Annotated in this window: 18 protein-coding genes; 7 read left to right on the top strand and 11 right to left on the bottom strand. The window is 65.9% G+C overall.

Going from position 1 to position 20,592, the window contains the following annotated elements; genetic code table 11:
- Positions 1 to 18: 18 nt before the first annotated feature.
- The 4 genes from HMPREF3145_RS11210 to trmB are packed head-to-tail and all read right to left on the bottom strand — an operon-like array spanning position 19 to position 4,719.
- The gene (locus HMPREF3145_RS11210; RefSeq protein ID WP_070423315.1) at positions 19 to 984 is read right to left on the bottom strand and encodes a lysylphosphatidylglycerol synthase transmembrane domain-containing protein; all 966 of its coding nucleotides are present in this window, start codon (positions 982 to 984) and stop codon (positions 19 to 21) included.
- On the bottom strand, positions 974 to 3,265 hold the full coding sequence (locus HMPREF3145_RS11205; protein ID WP_070423314.1) for an MMPL family transporter: 2,292 nt from the start codon (positions 3,263 to 3,265) through the stop codon (positions 974 to 976). The genes HMPREF3145_RS11210 and HMPREF3145_RS11205 overlap by 11 nt, the downstream gene beginning before the upstream one ends.
- A gap of 9 nt (positions 3,266 to 3,274) precedes the next feature.
- Positions 3,275 to 3,949 carry an NYN domain-containing protein gene (locus HMPREF3145_RS11200; protein WP_070423313.1) on the bottom strand — a complete coding sequence of 225 codons (675 nt, stop codon included), beginning with the start codon at positions 3,947 to 3,949 and terminating at the stop codon, positions 3,275 to 3,277.
- Entirely contained in the window at positions 3,949 to 4,719 is a 771-nt protein-coding gene (gene trmB, locus HMPREF3145_RS11195) for a tRNA (guanosine(46)-N7)-methyltransferase TrmB (protein WP_070423312.1), read from the bottom strand. Before trmB ends, HMPREF3145_RS11200 begins: the two co-directional genes overlap by 1 nt.
- A gap of 294 nt (positions 4,720 to 5,013) precedes the next feature.
- On the opposite strand from trmB, the gene HMPREF3145_RS11190 reads away from it, so the two are divergent.
- Positions 5,014 to 6,837, top strand: coding sequence for a phosphoenolpyruvate carboxykinase (GTP) (locus HMPREF3145_RS11190; protein WP_070423311.1), 1,824 nt, complete (start codon positions 5,014 to 5,016; stop codon positions 6,835 to 6,837).
- A gap of 909 nt (positions 6,838 to 7,746) precedes the next feature.
- Here HMPREF3145_RS11190 and HMPREF3145_RS11185 read toward each other — a convergent pair.
- Complete coding sequence (locus HMPREF3145_RS11185) at positions 7,747 to 8,487, bottom strand: class I SAM-dependent methyltransferase (RefSeq protein WP_070423310.1); 741 nt, start codon at positions 8,485 to 8,487, stop codon at positions 7,747 to 7,749.
- A 44-nt stretch (positions 8,488 to 8,531) separates the two neighbouring features.
- Here HMPREF3145_RS11185 and HMPREF3145_RS11180 point away from each other — a divergent pair, with 44 nt between their 5' ends.
- Genes HMPREF3145_RS11180 through HMPREF3145_RS11170 form a run of 3 tightly spaced genes read left to right on the top strand, consistent with a single transcriptional unit; the run spans position 8,532 to position 10,268 of the window.
- Positions 8,532 to 8,822, top strand: a complete 291-nt coding sequence (locus HMPREF3145_RS11180) for a type II toxin-antitoxin system Phd/YefM family antitoxin (protein ID WP_070423309.1) — start codon at positions 8,532 to 8,534, stop codon at positions 8,820 to 8,822.
- Position 8,823: 1 nt separating this feature from the next.
- Entirely contained in the window at positions 8,824 to 9,207 is a 384-nt protein-coding gene (locus HMPREF3145_RS11175) for a type II toxin-antitoxin system VapC family toxin (protein ID WP_070423308.1), read from the top strand.
- A complete protein-coding gene (locus HMPREF3145_RS11170; RefSeq protein WP_070423307.1) occupies positions 9,204 to 10,268 on the top strand; it encodes a glycosyltransferase family 4 protein in 1,065 nt (354 codons plus the stop codon). Before HMPREF3145_RS11175 ends, HMPREF3145_RS11170 begins: the two co-directional genes overlap by 4 nt.
- Here the strand turns inward: HMPREF3145_RS11170 and HMPREF3145_RS11165 are convergent.
- From HMPREF3145_RS11165 to HMPREF3145_RS11150, 4 genes are all read right to left on the bottom strand, one after another.
- Positions 10,255 to 10,713, bottom strand: a complete 459-nt coding sequence (locus HMPREF3145_RS11165; protein WP_070423306.1) for a DIP1984 family protein — start codon at positions 10,711 to 10,713, stop codon at positions 10,255 to 10,257. The genes HMPREF3145_RS11170 and HMPREF3145_RS11165 overlap by 14 nt on opposite strands.
- A 340-nt stretch (positions 10,714 to 11,053) precedes the next feature.
- Complete coding sequence (locus HMPREF3145_RS11160; RefSeq protein WP_246817593.1) at positions 11,054 to 11,296, bottom strand: three-helix bundle dimerization domain-containing protein; 243 nt, start codon at positions 11,294 to 11,296, stop codon at positions 11,054 to 11,056.
- Positions 11,297 to 11,401: 105 nt separating this feature from the next.
- Entirely contained in the window at positions 11,402 to 12,772 is a 1,371-nt protein-coding gene (locus HMPREF3145_RS11155) for an MmpA family trehalose lipid delivery protein (protein WP_070423304.1), read from the bottom strand.
- Complete coding sequence (locus HMPREF3145_RS11150) at positions 12,756 to 13,403, bottom strand: porin PorA family protein (RefSeq protein ID WP_070423303.1); 648 nt, start codon at positions 13,401 to 13,403, stop codon at positions 12,756 to 12,758. The genes HMPREF3145_RS11155 and HMPREF3145_RS11150 overlap by 17 nt, the downstream gene beginning before the upstream one ends.
- 38 nt (positions 13,404 to 13,441) lie before the next feature.
- On the opposite strand from HMPREF3145_RS11150, the gene HMPREF3145_RS11560 reads away from it, so the two are divergent.
- Positions 13,442 to 14,497, top strand: coding sequence for an acyltransferase family protein (locus HMPREF3145_RS11560; protein WP_246817592.1), 1,056 nt, complete (start codon positions 13,442 to 13,444; stop codon positions 14,495 to 14,497).
- On the opposite strand, the gene HMPREF3145_RS11145 is transcribed toward HMPREF3145_RS11560, so the two are convergent.
- Together HMPREF3145_RS11145 and HMPREF3145_RS11140 are read right to left on the bottom strand one after the other, a co-directional pair.
- Positions 14,404 to 17,313 (bottom strand): alpha-(1->3)-arabinofuranosyltransferase domain-containing protein, encoded by a 2,910-nt coding sequence (locus HMPREF3145_RS11145; RefSeq protein WP_070423302.1) that lies wholly within the window; start codon positions 17,311 to 17,313, stop codon positions 14,404 to 14,406. The genes HMPREF3145_RS11560 and HMPREF3145_RS11145 overlap by 94 nt on opposite strands.
- Before the next feature lie 6 nt (positions 17,314 to 17,319).
- Positions 17,320 to 17,526 carry a DUF2613 domain-containing protein gene (locus HMPREF3145_RS11140; protein ID WP_070423351.1) on the bottom strand — a complete coding sequence of 69 codons (207 nt, stop codon included), beginning with the start codon at positions 17,524 to 17,526 and terminating at the stop codon, positions 17,320 to 17,322.
- A 78-nt stretch (positions 17,527 to 17,604) separates the two neighbouring features.
- On the opposite strand from HMPREF3145_RS11140, the gene HMPREF3145_RS11135 reads away from it, so the two are divergent.
- Together HMPREF3145_RS11135 and HMPREF3145_RS11130 are read left to right on the top strand one after the other, a co-directional pair.
- Complete coding sequence (locus HMPREF3145_RS11135) at positions 17,605 to 18,807, top strand: glycoside hydrolase family 3 N-terminal domain-containing protein (RefSeq protein WP_070423301.1); 1,203 nt, start codon at positions 17,605 to 17,607, stop codon at positions 18,805 to 18,807.
- Between the two features lie 159 nt (positions 18,808 to 18,966).
- Complete coding sequence (locus HMPREF3145_RS11130) at positions 18,967 to 20,538, top strand: VanW family protein (protein WP_083279549.1); 1,572 nt, start codon at positions 18,967 to 18,969, stop codon at positions 20,536 to 20,538.
- Positions 20,539 to 20,592: the final 54 nt, after the last annotated feature.

Here is a 20,592-nt window from a genome sequence, read left to right as displayed (position 1 = left end):
CCTGTGGATAACTCGCGATTATGCCGTTGGTTTATCCACACGTCCCAGGTAGAAGGCGGAATAGACGATCCAGCCGATGGCGGTCACGAGCGCAAACGAGATGGCGCGGTAGATGACGGTGGCGGCGGTGGCGTCGGCAAGCGAGAGGCCCCCGGCGACCAGCATGCCCACCGCCACCGGCTCCACGGTCCCCAGGCCGCCGGGCGTGACCTGGGCGGATCCCGCGAGTTTGGTCATGATGAACGCCAAGCAAATACCTGATAGCGAAATGCTTGACGACGACACCGCCCACACCGAACACACCATCGTCGCAAGGTCCAGCAGCCGGTTACACAGCGACAACCCGGCCGCACCCGCGAAGGCGGGGGCGGAGATGCGGATGGCGGAGACCTGGTCGATCACGGACACAGCGCGCTCGTGCACGCGCGAGGGCAGAAACCGCACCCAGCGCTTGAGCACCGCGGGGTTGAGCGTCGCCCAGAACACTGCGGCGATGGTCAGCGCGGCCGCCACGAGCGACAACACGAGAGACGTCACCGACAGGTCGGCACCCAGCAGCACCACGGCGACGATGCCGATGAGCACCAGCCATACCGTGGACAGCGCACCGGAGACGACGAAGAACCACCCGCACAGGCCCGTCGACGCACCCCAGGTGCGCTGCACCCGGTACGTCAGCCACGCCGATAATGCCGGACCGCCCGGCACGGTGGTGGACCACGCGTTGGAGGCGAACACGATCGCGTTCGTGCGCGCCACCCCCGTGATGCGGCCTTCGACGTTGAGCAGGATCTGCATCACCCCGGCCATCGCCACTAACGCCAGCAAGGCTGTGACCACCGTGCCCAACAGCGGCGGCGGCGAAGCAGACCGGACGGCGCGCCAGGCGTCGCCGAAGAACGGCATCTGGTCGCGGAGTACTACCAGCACCACCACAACCAGAACGACCGGGGCGAGCCAGCGCAGCCAGGTCCTAGCGTTCAAGTTCTTTCTTCTTCAGCTGCTCGAGGGCGCGGCGCTGCTCGATATCGCGCATGAGTTCGCTAAACGGCACCAGCGTCGCGTCCTCTTCGACGGAGACGCCGGCGCGGCCGGGCAGGGTGTCAACGACCATGTGCTCGATGGGGGTTTCGGTGGGTGGTGTCGTCGATACGTCAGAGCCCTCGCCGAGTGCACCCGCGGCACGTTTGACCCAGCGTGGCGCCCACCAGTTGTCCTCGCGCAGCAGGTGCATCACGCCGGGCACGAGCAGCAGGCGGATGATTGTCGCGTCGAGGGCGAGCGAGAAGATCATGCCGTAGGCGATGTACTTCATCATCACGATGTCCGACAGGGCGAACGCGGCGGCGACCACGATCATGATGGCGGCCGCGGCGGTGATAATCCCACCGGTATGGGCGGTGCCGTCCTTGATGGCGTCGTCGGTACGTGCACCGTCCTGGCGGGCCTCCACCATGCGGGAGACCAGGAACACCTCGTAGTCGGTGGATAGGCCATAGAGGATGGCGACGATGAGCACCAGGATCGGGCTCATCAGCGGGCCAGGCGTGAAGTTGAGCACCCCTGCGCCGAGCCCGTCGACGAACACGGCGGTGAGGAAGCCGAGGGTGGCGCCGATGCCGAGGATGTTCATGATCACGGCCTTCGCCGGCAGGATCAACGACCCGAACACGAGCGCCATGAGCAGGAACGTCGCGAGCACCATGTAAACGCCCATCCACGGCAGGCGCTCCAGCAGCGCTTCGATGGATTCGACTTCCATGGCGGGGGTGCCGCCGACGTAGGTGGTTACGCCCTCCGGCACGTCAATCTGACGCAATTGCTTGACGACGTCCGCCCCACCGTCCCTGTTCTCCAACGGCGCCGACAGCACCGTGATGTCGCCTTCGGTGGGGTAGTCGGGCTTGAGCGGGCGGGTGAAGCCGTCGATCTCGCGGGTCTGCATGACGATCTGGCCGAGCTGCGCGTTGTCGGCACCCTGGACCACGAGTTTCACCGGGTCGGTGCGGAAGGCGGGGAACTCTTCGTTGAACTCGTCCTGCGCTTGGCGGGTGACCTGGTTGGGCGGCAGGTAGGTTTCGTTGATGCCGCCGAACGCGATGCCGACAATCGGCACGGTTAGGGCGATGAGTAGCGCCGCCACCCCGACGACAACGGGGCGGGCGTGGCGCATCGCCCAGGCGGGGATCTTGTACCAGACCGTATCTTCCATGCTGCGCTCTTTGCGACGACGCACGGACAGGAAATCGATCTTGGGCCCCAGCATGCCAAACAGCGCCGGCAGCACCGCCACCGAAATCACCGCCGCGAGCACGACCGCGCTCATCGCGCCGTAGGCAACCGACTTGAGGAACGCCTGCGGGAACATGAGCAGGCCCGACAGCGCGACGCCGACCATGAGGGCGGAGAAGAACACCGTCTTGCCGGCCGTGTTGGTGGTCACGGCGACGGCCTCTTCGGTGTCCAGGCCGCGGTCGAGTTCCTCGCGGAAGCGCGACACCATGAACAGCCCGTAGTCGATGGCCAGGCCCAGGCCGAGCAGCGTAATGATCGACTGGGAGAAAATATTGACCTGCTGGAACTGCGCCAGCACCGCCAGCAGCGACAGTGAGCCGATGATGGACAGGATGCCCACGATCAGTGGCATCGCAGCGGCCACCACGCCGCCGAACACAAACAGCAGGATGATGGCAACGAACACCAGGCCGATCTTTTCGGCGCGCGCGATGTCGTCGGCCATGCCGGTGTCCAACGCGTCGGCCACGGCGGTGGCGCCGGCGATCTGGGCGGTGCCGCCAGGGACCTCCAGCGCCTCGAGCGCGGGCTGGATGGTGCGGAAGTCCTTCAGCGTCTGCTCGCCGTCGCCCTTGAGCCCGATCGCGGCGAACGCCTTGGTGTGATCGGCGTTGACCAGTTGCGGGTTGGGACGCTCGAAGTAACTGGTGATGTGCGCGATCTGGTCAGGGTGCTGCGCCTTCAGCTCCCCCAACTGCGCATTCACCTTATCGACGACCTCCGGCCTGTCCACCCCATCCGGCGCCGTCACCAGCAGGATCACATCGCCGGAGTTGTCGCGACCGAACGTGTCGTATTCGATCTGCGCCGCCGTCGTCGAATCCGCGCCCGGGTCTTCCCAGCCTTCTTGGGAGAGGCGGTCGGCAAGTTTGGATCCGAACAGCACTTGCATCAGCAGGATCAACGCGATGACGATGACCGGGATGATGCGGCGGTGGCGGTAGGCGAAGTGGCCCCACTTGTAAAACACGGCGGGCTCCTAGTCTTTCGGGTTGTGCAGAAGCGCCTTGAGCGGGCGGAACGGTTGCAGCCAGGCGCCCTCGTCGGGCAGTTTGTCCAGGTGGACGCGCGGCAGCGGGTTTTGGAACACGCCCGGGATGTCTTCGAGGTCCACGAAGGTGACGTCCGGGGAGTTCACCGCCCAGGAGGCGTGTTCGTGGAAGCCTAAGACGGTGACGGGGACGTTGTCGTCGACAAGTTCTTGCAGGAGTTCTTGGAAGTTCTGCCCGTCTGCGGATGCGACGACAACGCCTTGGAGCACGCCTTCTTTACGACGACGCTCTATGTGGTCGATCATGTCACCGTCCACATCCGAGTCTTCCTCGCTCTTCGGCTTAGCAAAGACGGCGAAACCGACGTTGCGCAGCGCCTCCACCCACGGGCGGATCGAGTCTGCGCCGGCGGGGGAGACGTTGGTGAACACGGTGGCTTCCGGCTCGACGTCGTAGCCGAGTTCGTCGGAGCGGTCGGCGGCAAGGTCGATGAGCCAGCGGCCGATGGCGTCGAAACGCGGACGGTGCGCCGCAGTCGGGCGGCCACCCAGGATCGCGCCGAGGCCCATGTCCAGGTTCGGGGCGTCCCACACCAGCAGGTAGCTCTCCGGACCGGCCGGCGCGCCCGGGGTGTAGGGGTGGGTCATTGCCTGCAGGTCCATTACTTCTTCTCCCACAGGTACTCGCGGATCACGTGATCCTTGTCCAGACCCTTGCCTTCGAACTTGGTGATCACCTGGCGGTCCGTCAGCATCGGCGCCTCGTCCCACGGCCAGCCCTTGTACTCCAGCATCGGCTCCACGTTCACGAGTTCGTCGATCCACTCGGCGTAGTCTGCGTGGTCGGTGGCCACGTGCAGCACGCCGCCCGGCTTCAGGCGCGTGGCAATGAGGTTGAGCGTGCCGGACTGGATGATGCGGCGCTTGTGGTGGCGCGCCTTCGGCCACGGGTCCGGGAAGAAGATGCGCACGCCGTCGAGGGATTCCTCGCCGAACATGCGGGCCAGCACCTCCACGCCGTCGCCGCGCACCATACGAATGTTGTCGATGCCACCGCGCACCACCGCGCCCAGCAACTTCGCCAACCCCGGCTTGTACAGCTCCACGGCAACCACGTTGGTGTCCGCCTCGAGCGGGGCCATCGCCGCGGTGGACGTGCCGGTGCCGGAGCCGATCTCCACGATGGTGGGGTGGCCGGCGCGGCCAAACCAGCCGTCGATATCAATGCGCTCGTCCGAGCCCTCCGCCAGCACCTTGCCCAGGCGCGGCCAATGCTCGTTGAACAAGGCCTCCTGGTTATCGGTCAGCGTGCCGCGACGAAACGTCACGGACCCCAAACGCGGGTAATCCAGGCCGGTTTCAAAATCAGTTTGCAATGGGCGGCCAGCGGGCAACTCGCCCGTGCCCGACCGCGTGTTTTCAGAATTATTCATCGTGTTTATTGTCCATATGAACAGGTCAAACGCAAGTGTCCCGGCGAGGGGTGAGGGGCCGGGTTGTCACCCCCGCGTCGTCGATACGCATGCACCCCTGTCGGGGGTAGCGCGTTACCCCCGCCCAAAGTGTTATGAGTGCTCGGGCGTACTGGTTATATCCACTATGCTGTGGAAGTGCCCAAGGTTTGGCTTGAAGAACACACATTTCGATACTCTTGGGACAAAACACAACGATTATTGGGGTTGCCGTGCGCCACGCACTGGCAATAACCAGTTACACAAGGAGTGCACATGACCGCCGAAGTCAAGCGCCTGGAGGGCCAAGCGCCCACAGACAACGAACACCTCATCGACTGGATTAACGAAGCCGTCGACCTGTTCGAGCCGGAGAAGGTGGTCTTCGCAGACGGCTCCGACGAGGAATGGAACCGCCTGGCCGACGAACTCGTCGCCGCCGGCACGCTCATCAAACTCAACGAGGAAAAGCGCCCCAACTCCTACCTGGCGCGCTCCAACCCCTCCGACGTCGCACGCGTCGAGTCCCGCACCTTCATCGCCACCGAAAACGAAGAAGATGCCGGCCCGACCAACAACTGGATGAAGCCCGAAGCGCTCAAGGAAGAAATGCTCGAGCACTTCGCCGGATCCATGCGTGGCCGCACCATGTACGTTGTCCCGTTCTGCATGGGCCCGATCTCCGACCCGGACCCGAAGCTCGGCGTGCAGCTCACCGACTCCGCTTACGTGGTTATGTCCATGCGCATCATGACCCGCATGGGCACCCAGGCGCTGGACAAGATCCAGGGTGACAACTTCGTCCACTGCCTCCACTCCGTTGGCGCCCCGCTCGAGCCGGGTCAGGAAGACGTGGCCTGGCCGTGCAACGACACTAAGTACATTTCCCAGTTCCCAGAGACCAAGGAAATCTGGTCCTACGGCTCCGGCTACGGCGGCAACGCCATCCTTGCCAAGAAGTGCTACGCCCTGCGCATCGCCTCTGTGATGGGGAAGGAAGAGGGCTGGATGGCTGAGCACATGCTCATCCTGAAGCTCACCAACCCGGAGGGTAAGAAGTACCACGTTGCCGCTGCATTCCCGTCCGCTTGCGGCAAGACCAACCTGGCCATGCTCACCCCGACCCTGCCGGGCTGGGAGGCAGAGGTTGTTGGCGACGACATTGCGTGGATGAAGCTGCGCGAAGACGGCCTCTACGCCGTCAACCCGGAGAACGGCTTCTTCGGCGTCGCGCCGGGCACCAACTACGCCTCTAACCCGATCGCCATGAAGAGCATGGAGCCGGGCAATGTGCTGTTCACCAACGTTGCTCTTACCGACGACGGCGACGTCTGGTGGGAAGACATGGACGGTGAAAAGCCTGCACACCTGATCGACTGGCGTGGCGAAGACTGGAACCCGGACTCCACCAGCAAGGCCGCCCACCCGAACTCCCGCTACTGCGTGGCCATCGAGCAGTGCCCGACCGCAGCGCCGGAGTTCGAGGACTGGCAGGGTGTGAAGATCGATGCCATCCTCTTCGGTGGCCGCCGCCCCGACACCGTCCCGCTGGTCACCCAGGCGCACGACTGGGAGCATGGCACCATGATCGGCGCGATGCTCTCCTCCGGCCAGACCGCAGCCTCTGTCGAGGCGAACGTCGGCTCCCTGCGCCACGACCCGATGGCGATGCTGCCGTTCATGGGCTACAACGTGGGCGACTACTTCCAGCACTGGCTCGACATGGGTAAGAAGGGCGGCGACCGCATGCCGTCGATCTTCCTGGTCAACTGGTTCCGCCGCGGCGAAGACGGCCGCTTCCTGTGGCCGGGCTTTGGCGAGAACTCTCGTGTGCTCAAGTGGGTCATCGACCGCATTGAGGGCAACGTCGAGGCCGAAGAGTCCGTCGTTGGCTACACCGCCCGCGCCGAGGACCTGGACCTCGACGGCCTGGACACCCCGATCGAGGACGTCCGCGAGGCGCTTACCGCCGATCCGGAACTGTGGAAGGAAGACGTCGCGGATTCCCGCCGTTACCTCGAGAGCCTCGGCTCCCGCATCCCGCAGGAGATCTTCGACCAGTTGAAGAAGCTCGACGAGCGCATCCACGCCGCGAAGTAACCCCTTGCCCGCCCACGGGGTGATGCTGTAACATCGCCCCTGGAAAACTTCAGACAAGATCTGTTGTTAATTTTGCAGGATGCCCGCCGCGAGGCGGGCATTTTGTTATGCTCACGGCATGGTGGGTGAAATGCTTGGGGGATTGAGTGACGCTCGTGTTCGGTCATACCGCATGGTTATTGTGGGAGAGACTGGGAGAAGCGCAGACAGCATCTCTGATCGCTCAGTTCAATCCTTGTATCTGTGGCAAAGTGCAATTGCTTCGGCTTGGTATGAGGCGCTTTCGATCTTCGAGCCTGTGCTGAGGAATCGTATTGACGCATCTTTAAGGTCGTGGAACCAAGCGCAAAGCAGTACTGAAGATTGGCTTGAGGACCCGGCTCGTCCACTTAGAAAAGTAGTGGAGCGCATGGCAACGGATGCACGGAATGCAGCGGAACGTAGCGCTCGGCGCAGACCTCGGAATCATCCCCGATTTAAGGCTCCGGTGACATTGGATGACAGGGTTTCGCAGCTCTCGTTTGGGAATCTAAGTGCTCTTTTCCCGTTGCATCCACCGGCTAATCGTGCGGATTTCGCGACAGGATTTTCAGCAAAAGAGAATCTTTGGATTCATGCACTGGTGAGTGGTTTCCCAGGGTTGACATCGAAGCTTGTTGAAAGGCACCGCTCGAGCATTTCACCTCCAGTTCCCGCCCAAGTTGAGGATGGGTATGCGGTGGCGGTTGCTTTAGAACAGTTGCGTCGGCTCCGGAACCGTGTAAGCCACCAGGAACAGATTCTTAACGTTGACCACCAGGAACGGTTGACGGACATGTATGCCTTGGCGCATGCAATGTCTCCCTAAACACTCGGTGTGATGAAGAAGATGGATCGAATACAGCGCACTCTGCTGTTGAGGCCCCAGTATTAGCCGCGCAGGACGAGGACGAGGTTTGAGACGGCGAACTCGCGCAGCACCGGCACGCGGGTGACCCACCACGCCCACGCTGGGTGGTAGCGGGGGAAGGCGGCGGCGAGGCGTCCGGTGGCTTCGGCCCATTCGAGGCCTTCGCGTGCGGAGACGGCGAAGAGTGTTTCGCCGAAGCGGTTCTTCGGTTCGTGCCCGTGCACTTTTGCGTATCGACGACGCGCCCACCGACCTCCCACATAATGCTGCCAAAGCCCCGTTTCGTGCCCGCCGAACGGCCCGAGCCACACGGTGTAGCTCAGTACGACGAGCCCGCCGGGCTTGGCCACGCGCAGCATTTCTGCACCCATGGTTTGCCAGTTGGGGATGTGTTCGGCGACGTTGGAGGAGTACACGACGTCGAAGGTGTCGTCGGCAAATGGCAGCGCTGCGCCGTCGCCGCGTACGGAGCCGAATCCGGATAGGCCGGCGGCGGACAGCTCGGACACGCTGGGTTCGACGCCGACGTAGAAGCAGTCTGCGAATGCTTCGGCGAAGTAGCCGGGTCCGCCGCCGACGTCGAGGACGGAGTGGTTGGTGATGGGGGGTAGGGAAAGGTCGTTGGCGAGGGCGTCGATAAGCATCCGCGTGTCGCGCGCCAGGGAGGAGTAGAACACGCGCGGGCGGAACTGCTCGTAGGGGAACGAGCGCAGCAGCCGCAGTGAGCGGCGGAGCGTGGCCATCCGGCGGGTGTGGTGCATTCGCGCAATGTTAGCACTGTAGCAACCGTGCTACGCTCCGGCGTATGGCACATCCGGAATCGGACGAATCGCTGGTGGAGCGCAGGATCTCCCAGCGCGAGCTGCGCAATGATTCGGCGAAGATCCTGCGTGAGGTGCGTTCAGGGTGCAGTTTCGTGGTGACGAACAACGGCGAGCCGGTCGGGCGCCTGATGCCTCTCGACGACCCGCAGCCACGCCTGGCCATTACCCGTCCGGCGACCCGGGTGGGTGGTTGGCTCGACCTTCCGGTACCGCAGGTGGAGGGCGAGTCTCTGGCGGATGCGCTCGACGATATGCGCGCGGACAGGTACTGACATGCGCAGGGTGTACGCCGACACGTCGGCGATGGGCTGTCTGCTCAAGTTGGAGCCGCACACGCACGCGATGCGGCTGTGGCTCGAGGCAGGCGAATACGAGGTGGTGTCGTCGGACTTGTTGGAGATTGAGCTGCGGCGCTTGGCGGTGCGCCTCGGCCGGCCGCAGGGGGAGGCTACGATGATCTTGCGGGGAATTTCGATCGCGGAACTTGGCCGGGGGACACTACGAGCGGCGAGTATGTTGCCGATGCCGTATTTGCGTACGTTGGATGCGATTCACTTACAGGCTGCGTTGGATGTGGAGGCGGATGCGGTGTTGACGTACGACGACAGGCTCGCCGAGGCCGCCCGTGAAGTTGGGCTCGAGGTCATTGCGCCGTGAAGGTGTTGTTGTTGTGTTGGCGCGACTCCACCCACCCGCAGGGCGGCGGTTCGGAGCGCTATCTCGAGCGCGTTGGGGAGTACTTGGCCGAGCAGGGCCACGAGGTGGTGTATCGGACGGCGAAGCATACGGATGCGCCGCGGCGGTCACGCCGAAACGGGGTGCGCTACGAGCGTGCCGGCGGGAAGTTCAGTGTGTACCTGGCGGCGCCGTTGTCTATCTGGCGCAACCGGCCGGATGTGGTGGTGGATACGCAGAACGGTATTCCGTTTTTCGCCCGGCTGTTTACGCGTAGGCCGGTGGTGTTGCTGACGCACCATTGCCATAAGGAGCAGTGGCCGGTGGCGGGTCCGATCATTGGCCGGTTGGGGTGGTTTTTGGAGTCGAAGGTGGCGCCGCGGGTGTATCGGGGGGCGCGGTATGTGACGGTGTCGGAGGCGTCGAGAAGCGATTTGGTGGCGCTTGGCGTGCGCGAGGGTGACATCGAGATCGTGGAGAATGGCGTGGATCCGGTGCCTGCGCATGTGCCCTCGCTTTACGACGACCACCGCACCCACCTGCTCACCCTCTCTCGGCTGGTGCCGCACAAGCGGATCGAGGAGGCGATCGACGCCGCGGCGCGGATTCCGGGCGCGGTGCTGGATGTGGTCGGTTCGGGCTGGTGGGAGGACGAGCTGCGGGCCTACGCGCAGGGCCGTGGCGATGTGGTGTTCCACGGGCATGTGTCTGAGCCGTACAAGCACGCGCTGCTGGAACGCGCGGATGTGCACCTGTTGCCGTCGCGGAAGGAAGGCTGGGGTATTGCAGTGATTGAGGCAGCGCAGCATGGGGTGCCCACGGTGGCGTACGCGTCGGCGGGCGGGGTGGCGGATTCGATCCGCGACGGCGAAACTGGCCGCCTCGTCCGGGATGGGGAGGACTTCGCCGAGGCCACCCGCGAAACACTTGAGCGCCGCGCCAGCATGGCCGAGAATGCCAAGCGTTGGGCGCAGCGCTTTTCGTGGGAGGAGACCGGCCGCAGGTTCGCGGCGGTGCTCGCGGAGCTCGTTACCCCTCGATGAGCTGCGTCGTCCAGTTGAGTTGCTGGATCTTGGTGTCCAGTTCGCGGTAGGCCTTGGAGGCGTTGTCGGCCATGTCGCGGAGCGATTTCACGTCGATGGTGGGCACGAAGCGCACCTCGGAGCGGGAGTAGCGGGCGTTGGTCATGGTGCCGGCGTCGGCAACCGCGGCGTAGAGGCGGCGGGAGCGCAGGAGGGCGTCGCGGCGTGCGATGGCGTCGGTAAGCGTGGCGCCTTCGAAGGCGGTCTGCGCGTTGGTGTGGTTGATGCGGCGCACTAGCGTCTCAATCTCTTGGAGCAGCTCGGCGGCTTCCTTGAGCAGTTCGGCCGGGTCCTCGACGGGGGTGTCACCCTCCTGCATCAGCGCGCCCTGCATCAGACGTTCCTGCAGCTTGTTTAGGCGGTCCTGCGCCTCGGCGCGGCGTGCGAGTGCTTCTGCGAGCAGCATGTGTGCCTCCTTGAAAGTTCTGTCCCCGTTCCCAACCCTCACGAAAGTGTCCGGGTCACCCCCAACGTCGCGGTAGTAAATCGTGCTCGGTGCAACCCTGTGGTGGGGGTTGTGCCCGTGTGCGTCGTGCAGGCCGCATGCGTTGTGCGTGTGAGCGGAATCGAACCGCTTCAGCCTTGATACGGCCACAAGGCGCCGGTGTGTGCTCCCTTTTCCCCGGGCGCGTGGGGTTGACGTTCGCTGGGTGCCGGTGTGCTTTCGCTACCGACAGTGTTAAGTGTCGAACATAGCAAAATGCCCAACCGCTGCAAAGGGGTTGGGCGTTGGGGTTTGCTGTGAGTTATGCGGCGGCCTGTGGGAAGAGTTCGCCGTCGCGGAGTCGGTCGCGCATTTCTGCTTCGACGAGGACGGGGATGAAGTCTTCGACGGTTGCGGTGCGCTTGTGTGCGCGGACGACGGCGTCGAAGGCGTCGTTGATCTCGAGTGCGTCGTACTGTCCGGCGAACTCGGCGAGCAGGTCCTCGCGGATGTTACGCAGGGCGCGCTCGCGGATGATGCTGAAATCGATGTTGTTGTTGGCCACGGCTATACCTCCTTGATTCTGCGGTGCGTAACCTTTTGTTCATCTGGAGTTCACTTTAACCGCACAACACAATTCATGCAAGCTTTCAATCATGGGAGGTTCCAACTATCGGTTGCGGCGCAGCGTTGCTGGCACCGCGAGCCACAGCGCGAACAGTGCGATCCCCGCAGGTGGCAGCGGGTTCGCGGGCGCTTGCGTATCGACGACCCGCCCATCCGAACGCACAACCACCCCGATACCCATCTCGTGCAGCGCATCGGTGTCGTCGATGGCCGCTTGGGCCGCGATCCAGCGCGGTGACGGAGGGTCTACGACGACGCCGTCGACGGTAAGCGCGCCGGATTCGACCACGTTCATGGCTTTGGGGGCGGGGTCGACGGTGGGGTGGTCGTCGATAAGCGTGAGCGTCGGGCGGGATTCAAAGAGGACGTCGCGGCCGTGGTGGTTGATGGCGGGGATCTCGACGGTGGTGGGGGTGAGTGCGGCGACGGCGACGGGCGCGTCGGGGACCTGCAGGAGCGCGAAGGTGGCGGCGGCGAGCGCGCGGCGGGCGCTTAATGCGCCGGCGGCGGTGACCAGGGCGGGGATGGTGAGGATGAGCCACTTTTGGCCGTCGCGAAGCAGGCCGGCCCCGGGGACGTGCGCGACCACCGGCCCCAGCAGGCCCGCCCAGGACAACAGCGCGATGCAGAAGCCGACCCCGGCGAGCACGAGTAGGCGGCGGGGGACCTTGCGCCACGCCAGCGCAAGCAGCACGAACAGCGCGATGCCGAACAGGGCGAAGCCGGCCTCGCGGGAGGCGGGCACGGCGTGGGCGTTCCAGATCCCGCCAAGGCCCAGCATCGCGCCGAGGGTGCCAGTGTGCCCTTCGGCGCGCGGGGCGAACACCTCCGCGGAGATGGCTGATGAGGTGCCACCTGCCCCGGCGAAGATGCCCGCGACCACCCAGGGGGCGCAGGTCAGCACGGTGGTCAGGGGGCTGCGGGCCACGCACGCGGCGGCGATCGCACCGGTGGGTGTCAGCGACGCCAACCAGTGCGCAAGCCCCGACAGCGGGTGCACGCCCAACGCCACCAGCGGCAGCAGCCAGGCCGCGGCGGCGAGCGACCACTGGCCCTGCAGCAGCCGTTCCACGACGAACGGGTTCCATACCGCCACCGTCATCGCCGCCGCTTGGCCAAGTGGAGTGCGGCCGAGTTTCCACCCCGCCCACGCGGCGGCCGCGGCCGTGGAAACCATAACCACGCGCAGGAACACCACCGGATAGGGCAGGATGCCCAGCAACGCGTCTTGGGGGACGTTGCGGGCAGGCAGGTCACCCCACCCCAACGAGGCGCGGGTGAGTTCCATCGCGTCGAAGACCAGCATGTCCCGCAGCGCGAACGCTTCACCGGGGACAAGAAACGGCCAGGTCAGCGCCAGAACCAGCAGGGCGCCATAGACCGGCGCCCACCACCTTTTAGCGGCGGCGCGCATAGGCCACCAGGCCAGCAATGAACGCCGCGGCCGCGATGAAGCGGGTGAGCACCGCCATGACTTGCAGGCCACGCAGCCAGGCCACGTCGCGGCGCGCGGCGTCGACAGCTGCTGCCTTGGTCTCCTCCGCAAGCACCCACTGCTCGGGCGGGCAGTCCCAGATCTCGTCGAGGATGCGGCCGGTGCGGCGTTCCGCGTCGACGGTGCGCACGCAATCGTTGGACAGGGCAGCGGTGTACTTATAGGTCTGCATGCCGCGCACGTTGCCGGGACCTAAGTAATCCATGGGGACGTCTTGGCCGGAGGTGGTGTCGAACAGTGGGTAGGTGCGCCGTTCCGGCTGGTAGGGCAGCAGCGGGCCGAGCCCGGCGCGGCCTTTGGCGGGGAAGGCGGTGGAGGGGTCGATGAGAAAACTGTCTACGACATCGCCGTCGACGGTTACCTCAGCCAGCATGGATTTGGGCTGTTTGGTCAGGGTGACGGTGCGGGAGCGGGTGTCGTCGAAAAGCATGGTGTACTCGCCGGGCTGCAGGGTGCGCTGCTGTGCAATCACGATGGGGGAGGCGATGTTCAGCGCGGCGCAGACGACAATGATGCCCAGGCAGATGGCTAATCGACGACGCAGGTTCACCCGCCTAACCCTACCGGGCGACTAGACTTTGCCCCATCGTGAATCCAAGACCCGCTGTGTTGCCCGAGCTCGACGGCCTGCGCGCCGTGGCCGCGTACGGCATTGTGGCCACGCACGTTGCGTTTCAGACGGGGACCGGCTCGGCGGTGTTGGAGCGCTTCGACTACTTCGTGGCGGTGTTCTTTGCGCTGTCGGCGTTTTTGCTGGCGCGCGGTGGGATGCGGCCGGGCTACTACTCGCGACGAGTAGCAAGGCTGGTGCCGGCGTACGTGGTGTGCGTGGCGGTGGTGCTGCTTGCGCTGCCGCCGCTCGCGGGGGTCAGCGCAACGCAGGTGGTGGCGAATGTGCTGTTGGTGCAGGTCTACGTGCCGCACGCGCTTATCGACGGCCTCACCCAAATGTGGTCCCTATGCATCGAAGTCGCCTTCTACCTCGTGTTGCCGCTGTACCTGCGGCTGAGCGCGCGGGGCCGGTACGTGGCGCTGGCGGTCGCGGTGGCACTCGGGTTCGTGTGGCCGTGGGCGGTCTCGGGCATTGCGGACCCGGCGGTGCTGAACCTGCAGATCTGGCCGCCGTCGTATGCGCTGTGGTTTGCGGTCGGGTTGGTGCTCGCCGAATTGGAGCGCGCCGGGGTGCGCTACGCGGGACCGCGCTGGCCGTTCGTGGTGCTGGCGCTGCCGGTGGCGTGGGTGGCGGGCGTGATCGGCCCGCGCGGCCTGGAGCACCCGAGCCCGCTGGAGTTCAACGTGCGGATAGTCCTCGGCGCGGTGTTCGCCGCCCTGCTCGTGGCGCCCTTTGCGCTGGGGCAGAGGTTTGAGGGGACGGTGCTGTCGTCGAAAAGTATGCGCACACTCGGCCACTGGTCCTACTCGGTGTTTTTGTGGCACATGGCGGTGCTGTACTTCGTGTTCCCCATGCTCGGCGTGCCCATGTTTTCGGGGCACTTTCTGCTGATTTTTGCCGCGACCACCCTGCTGAGCACCGCCGTCGCCTACATCTCTTACGAATCGGTGGAGGTACCCGGCGCGCGGCTGGTCAGGCAGGCCACGGCGAAGCAGGCGGCGAGAACGAGGAAGGTCGACGAGCCGGCGTAGTTCGCCGCCGGCCATGGCGCACGTGCAAGCACGAGGCCGCACACGGTCATGGTGGCGGCGGCCAGGTGCGGCATCGGGATCACGGTGAAGCGGCGCACCAGCCACGCAAGCGCCACGGCGGCCGCGCCGGGCAGGGGTGCCACGGCGATGACGGCCACACCCGGCAGCCAGTTCGCGCCGGGCGGGGGCGTGAAGCGTTCGAAGCGGCGCCACGGCACCCACAGGCACCGGGCGGTGACCAGCAGGCTGAGCAGGGTGCCGGCGACGAGCGAGTACCGGTAGGCGCCGTCGCCGGTGAAGAACATGTCGAACTCGGCGGTGGACACGTCGGCGGCGTCGGAGGGGACGCGGAAGGCTTGGGCGCCCGCGTCGATACGCATGGGCTCGAGCGGGACGCCGCCGAGGGTGGCGCGCAGGCCTTCGTTGAACGCGCGGGTGGTCAGGATCATGCGCTCGCCGGTGTGGTTGGGCAGCGGCGCGCGCGAGAGCATGACGGTTTCGGCACGGGTGACAATCTCGTGCGTGCCGGCCTCGAGGAACACGCGGCCGGCGTGGCGCTCACCGTCGATCGTCGCAGGTTGAGAGAGCACCCACTCGCTGTCCACTGCGGTGGTGAAGCGGCGCTGGATCACGTCGGTGTCGGGGAAGCGGCGCTGGAAGAAGTAGCGGTCGGCGGTGCCGGGGACCTCCACGATGCGGCTGATACCGACGTCGAGTTCGCGAATACCCACCGGTTCGGTCAGTTCCAGGCGGGTGGCATCCCCGCGCGTGATGGTGCGCGGCTGGTCCTTGACCAGGGTGACGTTGCGGCATTCGCGGTTGCCGTTGCACAGCCGCACGGTGGTGTTCGCGGTGGTGGTGACCGTGACAGTGTCCTGCCGCGGCTCGAATTCGATCCACGCGTTGCGGTCGCCCGGCGCGGGCCACCAGGCGGTCTCGTCCAGGCCATCGAAGGCGGCGGTGATCGACTTCGCAGGGTCCGGGCCACCGAAAGCACCGGCGTCCGCGCGTGACGACGACACCCGCACCTGCCCATCCGCCACCACCCCAACACGCGTGCCGGCGGACGGGTAGTCCTTCACGCGGTTGCGCACGGTGGTGTCCTCGGATTCGTCGGCAAGGTGGCCCGATTGCCCGTGGATGGTGCCGTAGTTGCGCACCGCCAGCGCCGGGGTATCGGTGACGATGTCCGGGTTCTCGCCGGTCAGGCGCGCCGGGAAGTAGCCGAGTTCGCGCCACAGCAGCGCGAGCACCTCGCCGCCGCCGTCGACGGCAATCGGCGCACGGTCGGTGTCCATGATGTCCGCATCCGGGTCCAGCAGGAAGATATCCACCTCCCCGAAGCTCGCGTCCGGCTCGCCCAGGTTCGGCGTGACGGGCTGGCGCTCGAGGTCGCGGCGCACCACCACCGCGCCCACGCCGATAGAGCGCAGCGCCTGCTGATCTGCGACCGCCACCTGCCCGTCCAGCCCACGAATCGCCTCCGGATCCACCAACGGCACCGCATCGCGGAAGGCAAAGCGCGTGCTGGTCAGGGCCTGGATCGGCTCGTCGCGCGTCCACCCCCAATGCTGGCGCGCAAAGGAGGAGGCAGGCACCACCAATGTGCGCGTGCCTGCGGCGTGCTCCTCCAACCACTCGCCTGCCGCCACCCAGTCCTCGGAGACCTCCGACCAGGTGCCCTCCGGCAGCAGGCGCAACGACCAGGCGGGCGCGAGCGCCACCGCAGCCGCCAACGCCACCCCAATCGCTTGCGGGCGACGCACGTGCGAAGCCACAAACCCCACCCCGAGCACCAACGGAAGCCGGACCAGCGGGTCGAACTTGTGGAGGTTGCGCAGTGGGGCGAGGGTGTCGTCGTAAAGCGATGCAAACATTGGCGACGACCCCAACACCACAAACCCCACCACAAACACCGCAAGCAGCGGGAAGCGCCACGGCATGTCGCGCCGCGCCAGGCCGGCCAGGCCGAACGCGGCGATGAGGCAGGTGGCGATGATGAACACCGGCTCCGCAACCAACAGGTGGCCGGCGGTGCGCTCCGTGTCCACGAACGGGGTCCAGCTGGTGGTGCCGCGCAGGATCTCCACCGGGTTGAGCCACGCGGTGGTCACACGGGCGGACTCGATGAAGTCCGTAAACGGCGGGGAATACATGCCCAGGACCAACAGCGGGCCGATCCACCACGCCGACACCAACACCGCACCCAGCGTGAACCGGGCGGCCTCACGGAAGCGGCGCAGCGCCACCAGCAGCACAAACGCCGGCAGGCACGCCGCGATGGTCGCCGTCGCGTTGACCGCACCCATGCACGCCACCGCCACCACAGCCGGCGCCACCTGGGGACGACGCTGCACCAGCGGCACCAACGTCCACGGCACCAGCGCCACCGGCCAGGCCTCCGAAGAAATCGCCGTCAGCGTGGTCAAAATCCTTGGGCTCAGCGCGTACAGCAACGCCGCACACACCGGCGGCCACGTACCCGTGATCCCGATGCGCCGCGCCAGCACCAACGTGCCGGAATACGCCACACCCAGCAGCAACGCCCACCACGCACGCTGCGTCAACCAATCCGGCAACCACCCAAACAACCAGAAAAACGCGCCCTGCGGAAACAGATACCCGTACGCCTGGTTCTGCACCTGCCCCAGCGGAAACTCATCCGTGTACGCGTGCGTCGCCCGCGCCAAAAACCGCGCCGGGTTGGCAACGAGATCAAACTTGGTGTCGGCCGCCACCTGCCCTGGCGGCTGCGCCAGCGCAAGCAGGGTCAGGACCAGCCACCCAAGAGCATGGGCGCTTCTCGACGACCCCACCCAGCCCTACTTCCGCGAGCCGTACTCCGGCCCGCCAAGCACCGCATCATCAGCGGAAACAGCCGTATTATCCGGCACCGTCGACTGGCCCGACGCCGCCGCGATACCCAGCACACCAACCACACCGAGCACAATGCCAACGACGGCGCTCGCCACGACAGGGGACGCGGCGTGGCGCTTCAGCGGCTCGGGGAGGTCAACGGTATGGGACATGTCGGAAAAGGCTACCAGCAGCGAGTAGAGTAGGGGCGTTTTTACACGCCACAAAGGGGCCACAAAGGGGTCAGTCACATGCGGAATCGAGCCTTCGCCGCACGCGCCGCGCACGCCACGCGCGCCGTTGCGCTCGCGGCGTGCGTTGCGCTTGCCGCGTGTAGCGCCCCCGAGCCCGCGGAGGAAGCCACCCCGACCCCAGAAGCGGTGACGGAGCCGTCGACGGCGTCGGAGGGTGGGGTCGTCGATAAGCAAGAAGCTCCTGCGCTGTTAAGCCCCGCGCAACAACGCGTGCCCGAGGACCTGCGGGCACGGGTGGCGTCGCTGATGGTGGTCGGCGTGACCAACTACGAACAGGCGCGATTTGCGCTCGACCAGGGCGCCGGCGGGCTGATCATCCCGAGTTGGGCGGACCCGCGGCTGCTCACCGAGTCGGGCCGCAACATCAATGCGCTGCGGGAACAGTACGACAGGCCGTTTGTCGTCGCCATCGATTTCGAGGGCGGCCGGGTGCAGCGCCACACCAACGTGCTCGGCGAGTTCATGCCGCCGCGCGCACTGGCCGGCACCCCGCCGGAAGTCATCCGCGGCACCGGTTGGGACATTGGCCGCTCCCTGCGAGCGCACGGCATCAACGTGGACTACGCGCCACTGTTGGACCTCGACGTGACCGACCTGGACATCGTCGGCGACCGCGCCTTCCACGGCGACCCGGCCGAAGTCGTGCGGGTGGCCACGCTGTTCTCCCAGGGGCTCACCGACGCCCACGTCACCCCCACCTTCAAACATTTCCCTGGCCACGGCCGCGCCTCTGGCGATACGCACCACCAACTTGCCGTCACCCCGCCGGTGGACCAGATGCGCGAGCTGGACATGCGCCCCTACGGTCCGCTGCTGAAGCAATTCCCGCGTGGCAGCGTCATGATGGGCCACATGATCGTGCCGGGCCTTGGCCCCGACGGCGTGCCCAGCTCCATGAACCCCGAGGCCTACCGCGTGCTGCGCGAGGGCGACTACCCGGGTGGCGTGCCGTTCAACGGGGTGGTGGTCACCGATGACTTATCCGGCATGCGTGGCATCCTCGACTACGCGCCCACCCGCGACGCCGTTGCCCGCGCCATCGCATCCGGCGCTGACCAGGCGCTGTGGTCTACCGGTAAGGATTTGCCTGCCATCATCGACCATGTCGTGTGGTGCGTGCACAACGGCTACATCGCGGAAGAGCGCATCAATGAGGCCGCCACCCGCGTGCAGCAATTGCTTATCGACGACAACCTCTAACCCGCTTTTTCAAACATCTGCATTACCCTTGTTTGGGTGACTACGGTGAAGGCAACCTCGCACAAGGCGAGTGGCAAGGGACGCGGCGGCAAGATCGCGCTCGGTGTGCTGCTCGGCATCCTCGCCATCGCGCTTGCTGTGTACCTGGCGGATCTGGCGATGCACCGCGGCAACGTCCCGCGCGGCACCACCGTCGGCGGCGTGAACATCGGTGCGATGAAGCCGGACGAGGCTCGCGCGAAGCTCGAGGGTGAACTCGGCAGCGCTGCTGACACAACCGTCGAGGTCCGCGCCGGCGACAAGACGTCCACGTTCGTGCCCGCGAAGTCCGGCCTGGACATCGACTACCAGGCCACCGTGGACGCCGCCGGCATCGAAACCGCCAACCCGATTACGCGCCTGCGCGGCCTGTTCACCACCCACGAGGTCGACGCGGTTCCGCTTATCGACGACACCGCCCTGAACCGCACCCTCGACCGCATCAGCGACGAACTGCACTTCGACCCCACCGACGGCACCATCCGCGTCGAAGCCGGCAAGGCCGAGACCACCAAGCCGATCAACGGCCAGAAGGTGGAGCGCGACCTGCTGCGCGAGGAGACCACCACCGGCTGGCTCAACCCGGACGGCATCGATGTGGATCCGACCTCCGTGCCGCCCGCCATCGACGACACCGCCATCAGCGCAGCCATGGACGGACCTGTCAAAGCCGCTTTGGGCGGCCCGCTGACCGTCACCGGCACCGACAACCACAAGGCAGCCATCCTGCAGGAGCGGCTTGGCGAGGTGGTCAGCTTCCCCAACGTCGACGGCAAGATCGCCCCGAAGGTGAACGTCGAGGCAGCGCAGGCCATCCTGGCCGAGCAGCTCGCCGAGACCGAAGTGGAGATGCAAAACGCCCGCGTGCTCACCGGCGGCGGCGTCGAACCCTCCGTGGATGGCACCGCTGTGGACTGGGAAAAAACCCTCGCCGGCTTCAACGACCGCGTCCTCGGTTCCAAGGGGCGTTCCTGGGACGCCGACTACAAGCCGGTGCCCGCGGACTTCACCACCGAAGAAGCGAACAACGCCACCTTCAACGAAGTGGTCGGCTCGTTTACCACCGGCGGCTACTCGGGTGCTTCGGGCACCAACATCGCCCTGGTGGCCAACACGGTCAACGGCGCGATTGTGAACCCGGGGGAGACGTTCTCCCTCAACGGCTACACCGGCCCCCGCGGCACCGCCCAGGGCTACGTCGAATCCGGCATCATCCTCAACGGGCGTGCCGACACCGCCGTCGGCGGCGGCATTTCCCAGTTCGCCACCACCCTGTACAACGCGGCCTACTTCGCCGGCATGACCGACGTCGCCCACACCCCGCACTCCTACTACATCTCCCGCTATCCGGCCGGCCGCGAAGCCACCGTGTACGAAGGCGCCATCGACCTGCAGTTCCGCAACGACAGCCCCTACCCGGTGCGCATCGCCACCAACGTCGGCGGCGGCCAACTCACCGTCAGCCTCATGGGAGTGAATACGGTCAACGTGCAGTCCATCAACGGCGGCCGCTGGGCCCAGACCAGCCCGCAGCCGGTCAACGTGTCCGGCCCGAACTGCTCGCCGTCCGGCGGCGCACCCGGGTTCACCACCTCGGATACCCGCATTATCTACGACCTCGCCGGCAACGAACTCTCCCGTGAAACCCAGACCACCGTCTACGACCCGCAGCCCATCGTCCGCTGCGGGTAGGGGAGCGGGTGCCGCACCACTTGACACTAGACCGCTTGGTCTATATTGTGTCGT

This window comes from Corynebacterium sp. HMSC05C01, assembly GCF_001807155.1.
Taxonomy (GTDB): domain Bacteria; phylum Actinomycetota; class Actinomycetes; order Mycobacteriales; family Mycobacteriaceae; genus Corynebacterium; species Corynebacterium coyleae.
Note: the sequence above shows the minus strand (reverse complement) of the source record. Positions and strands in the feature narration are given on the sequence as shown.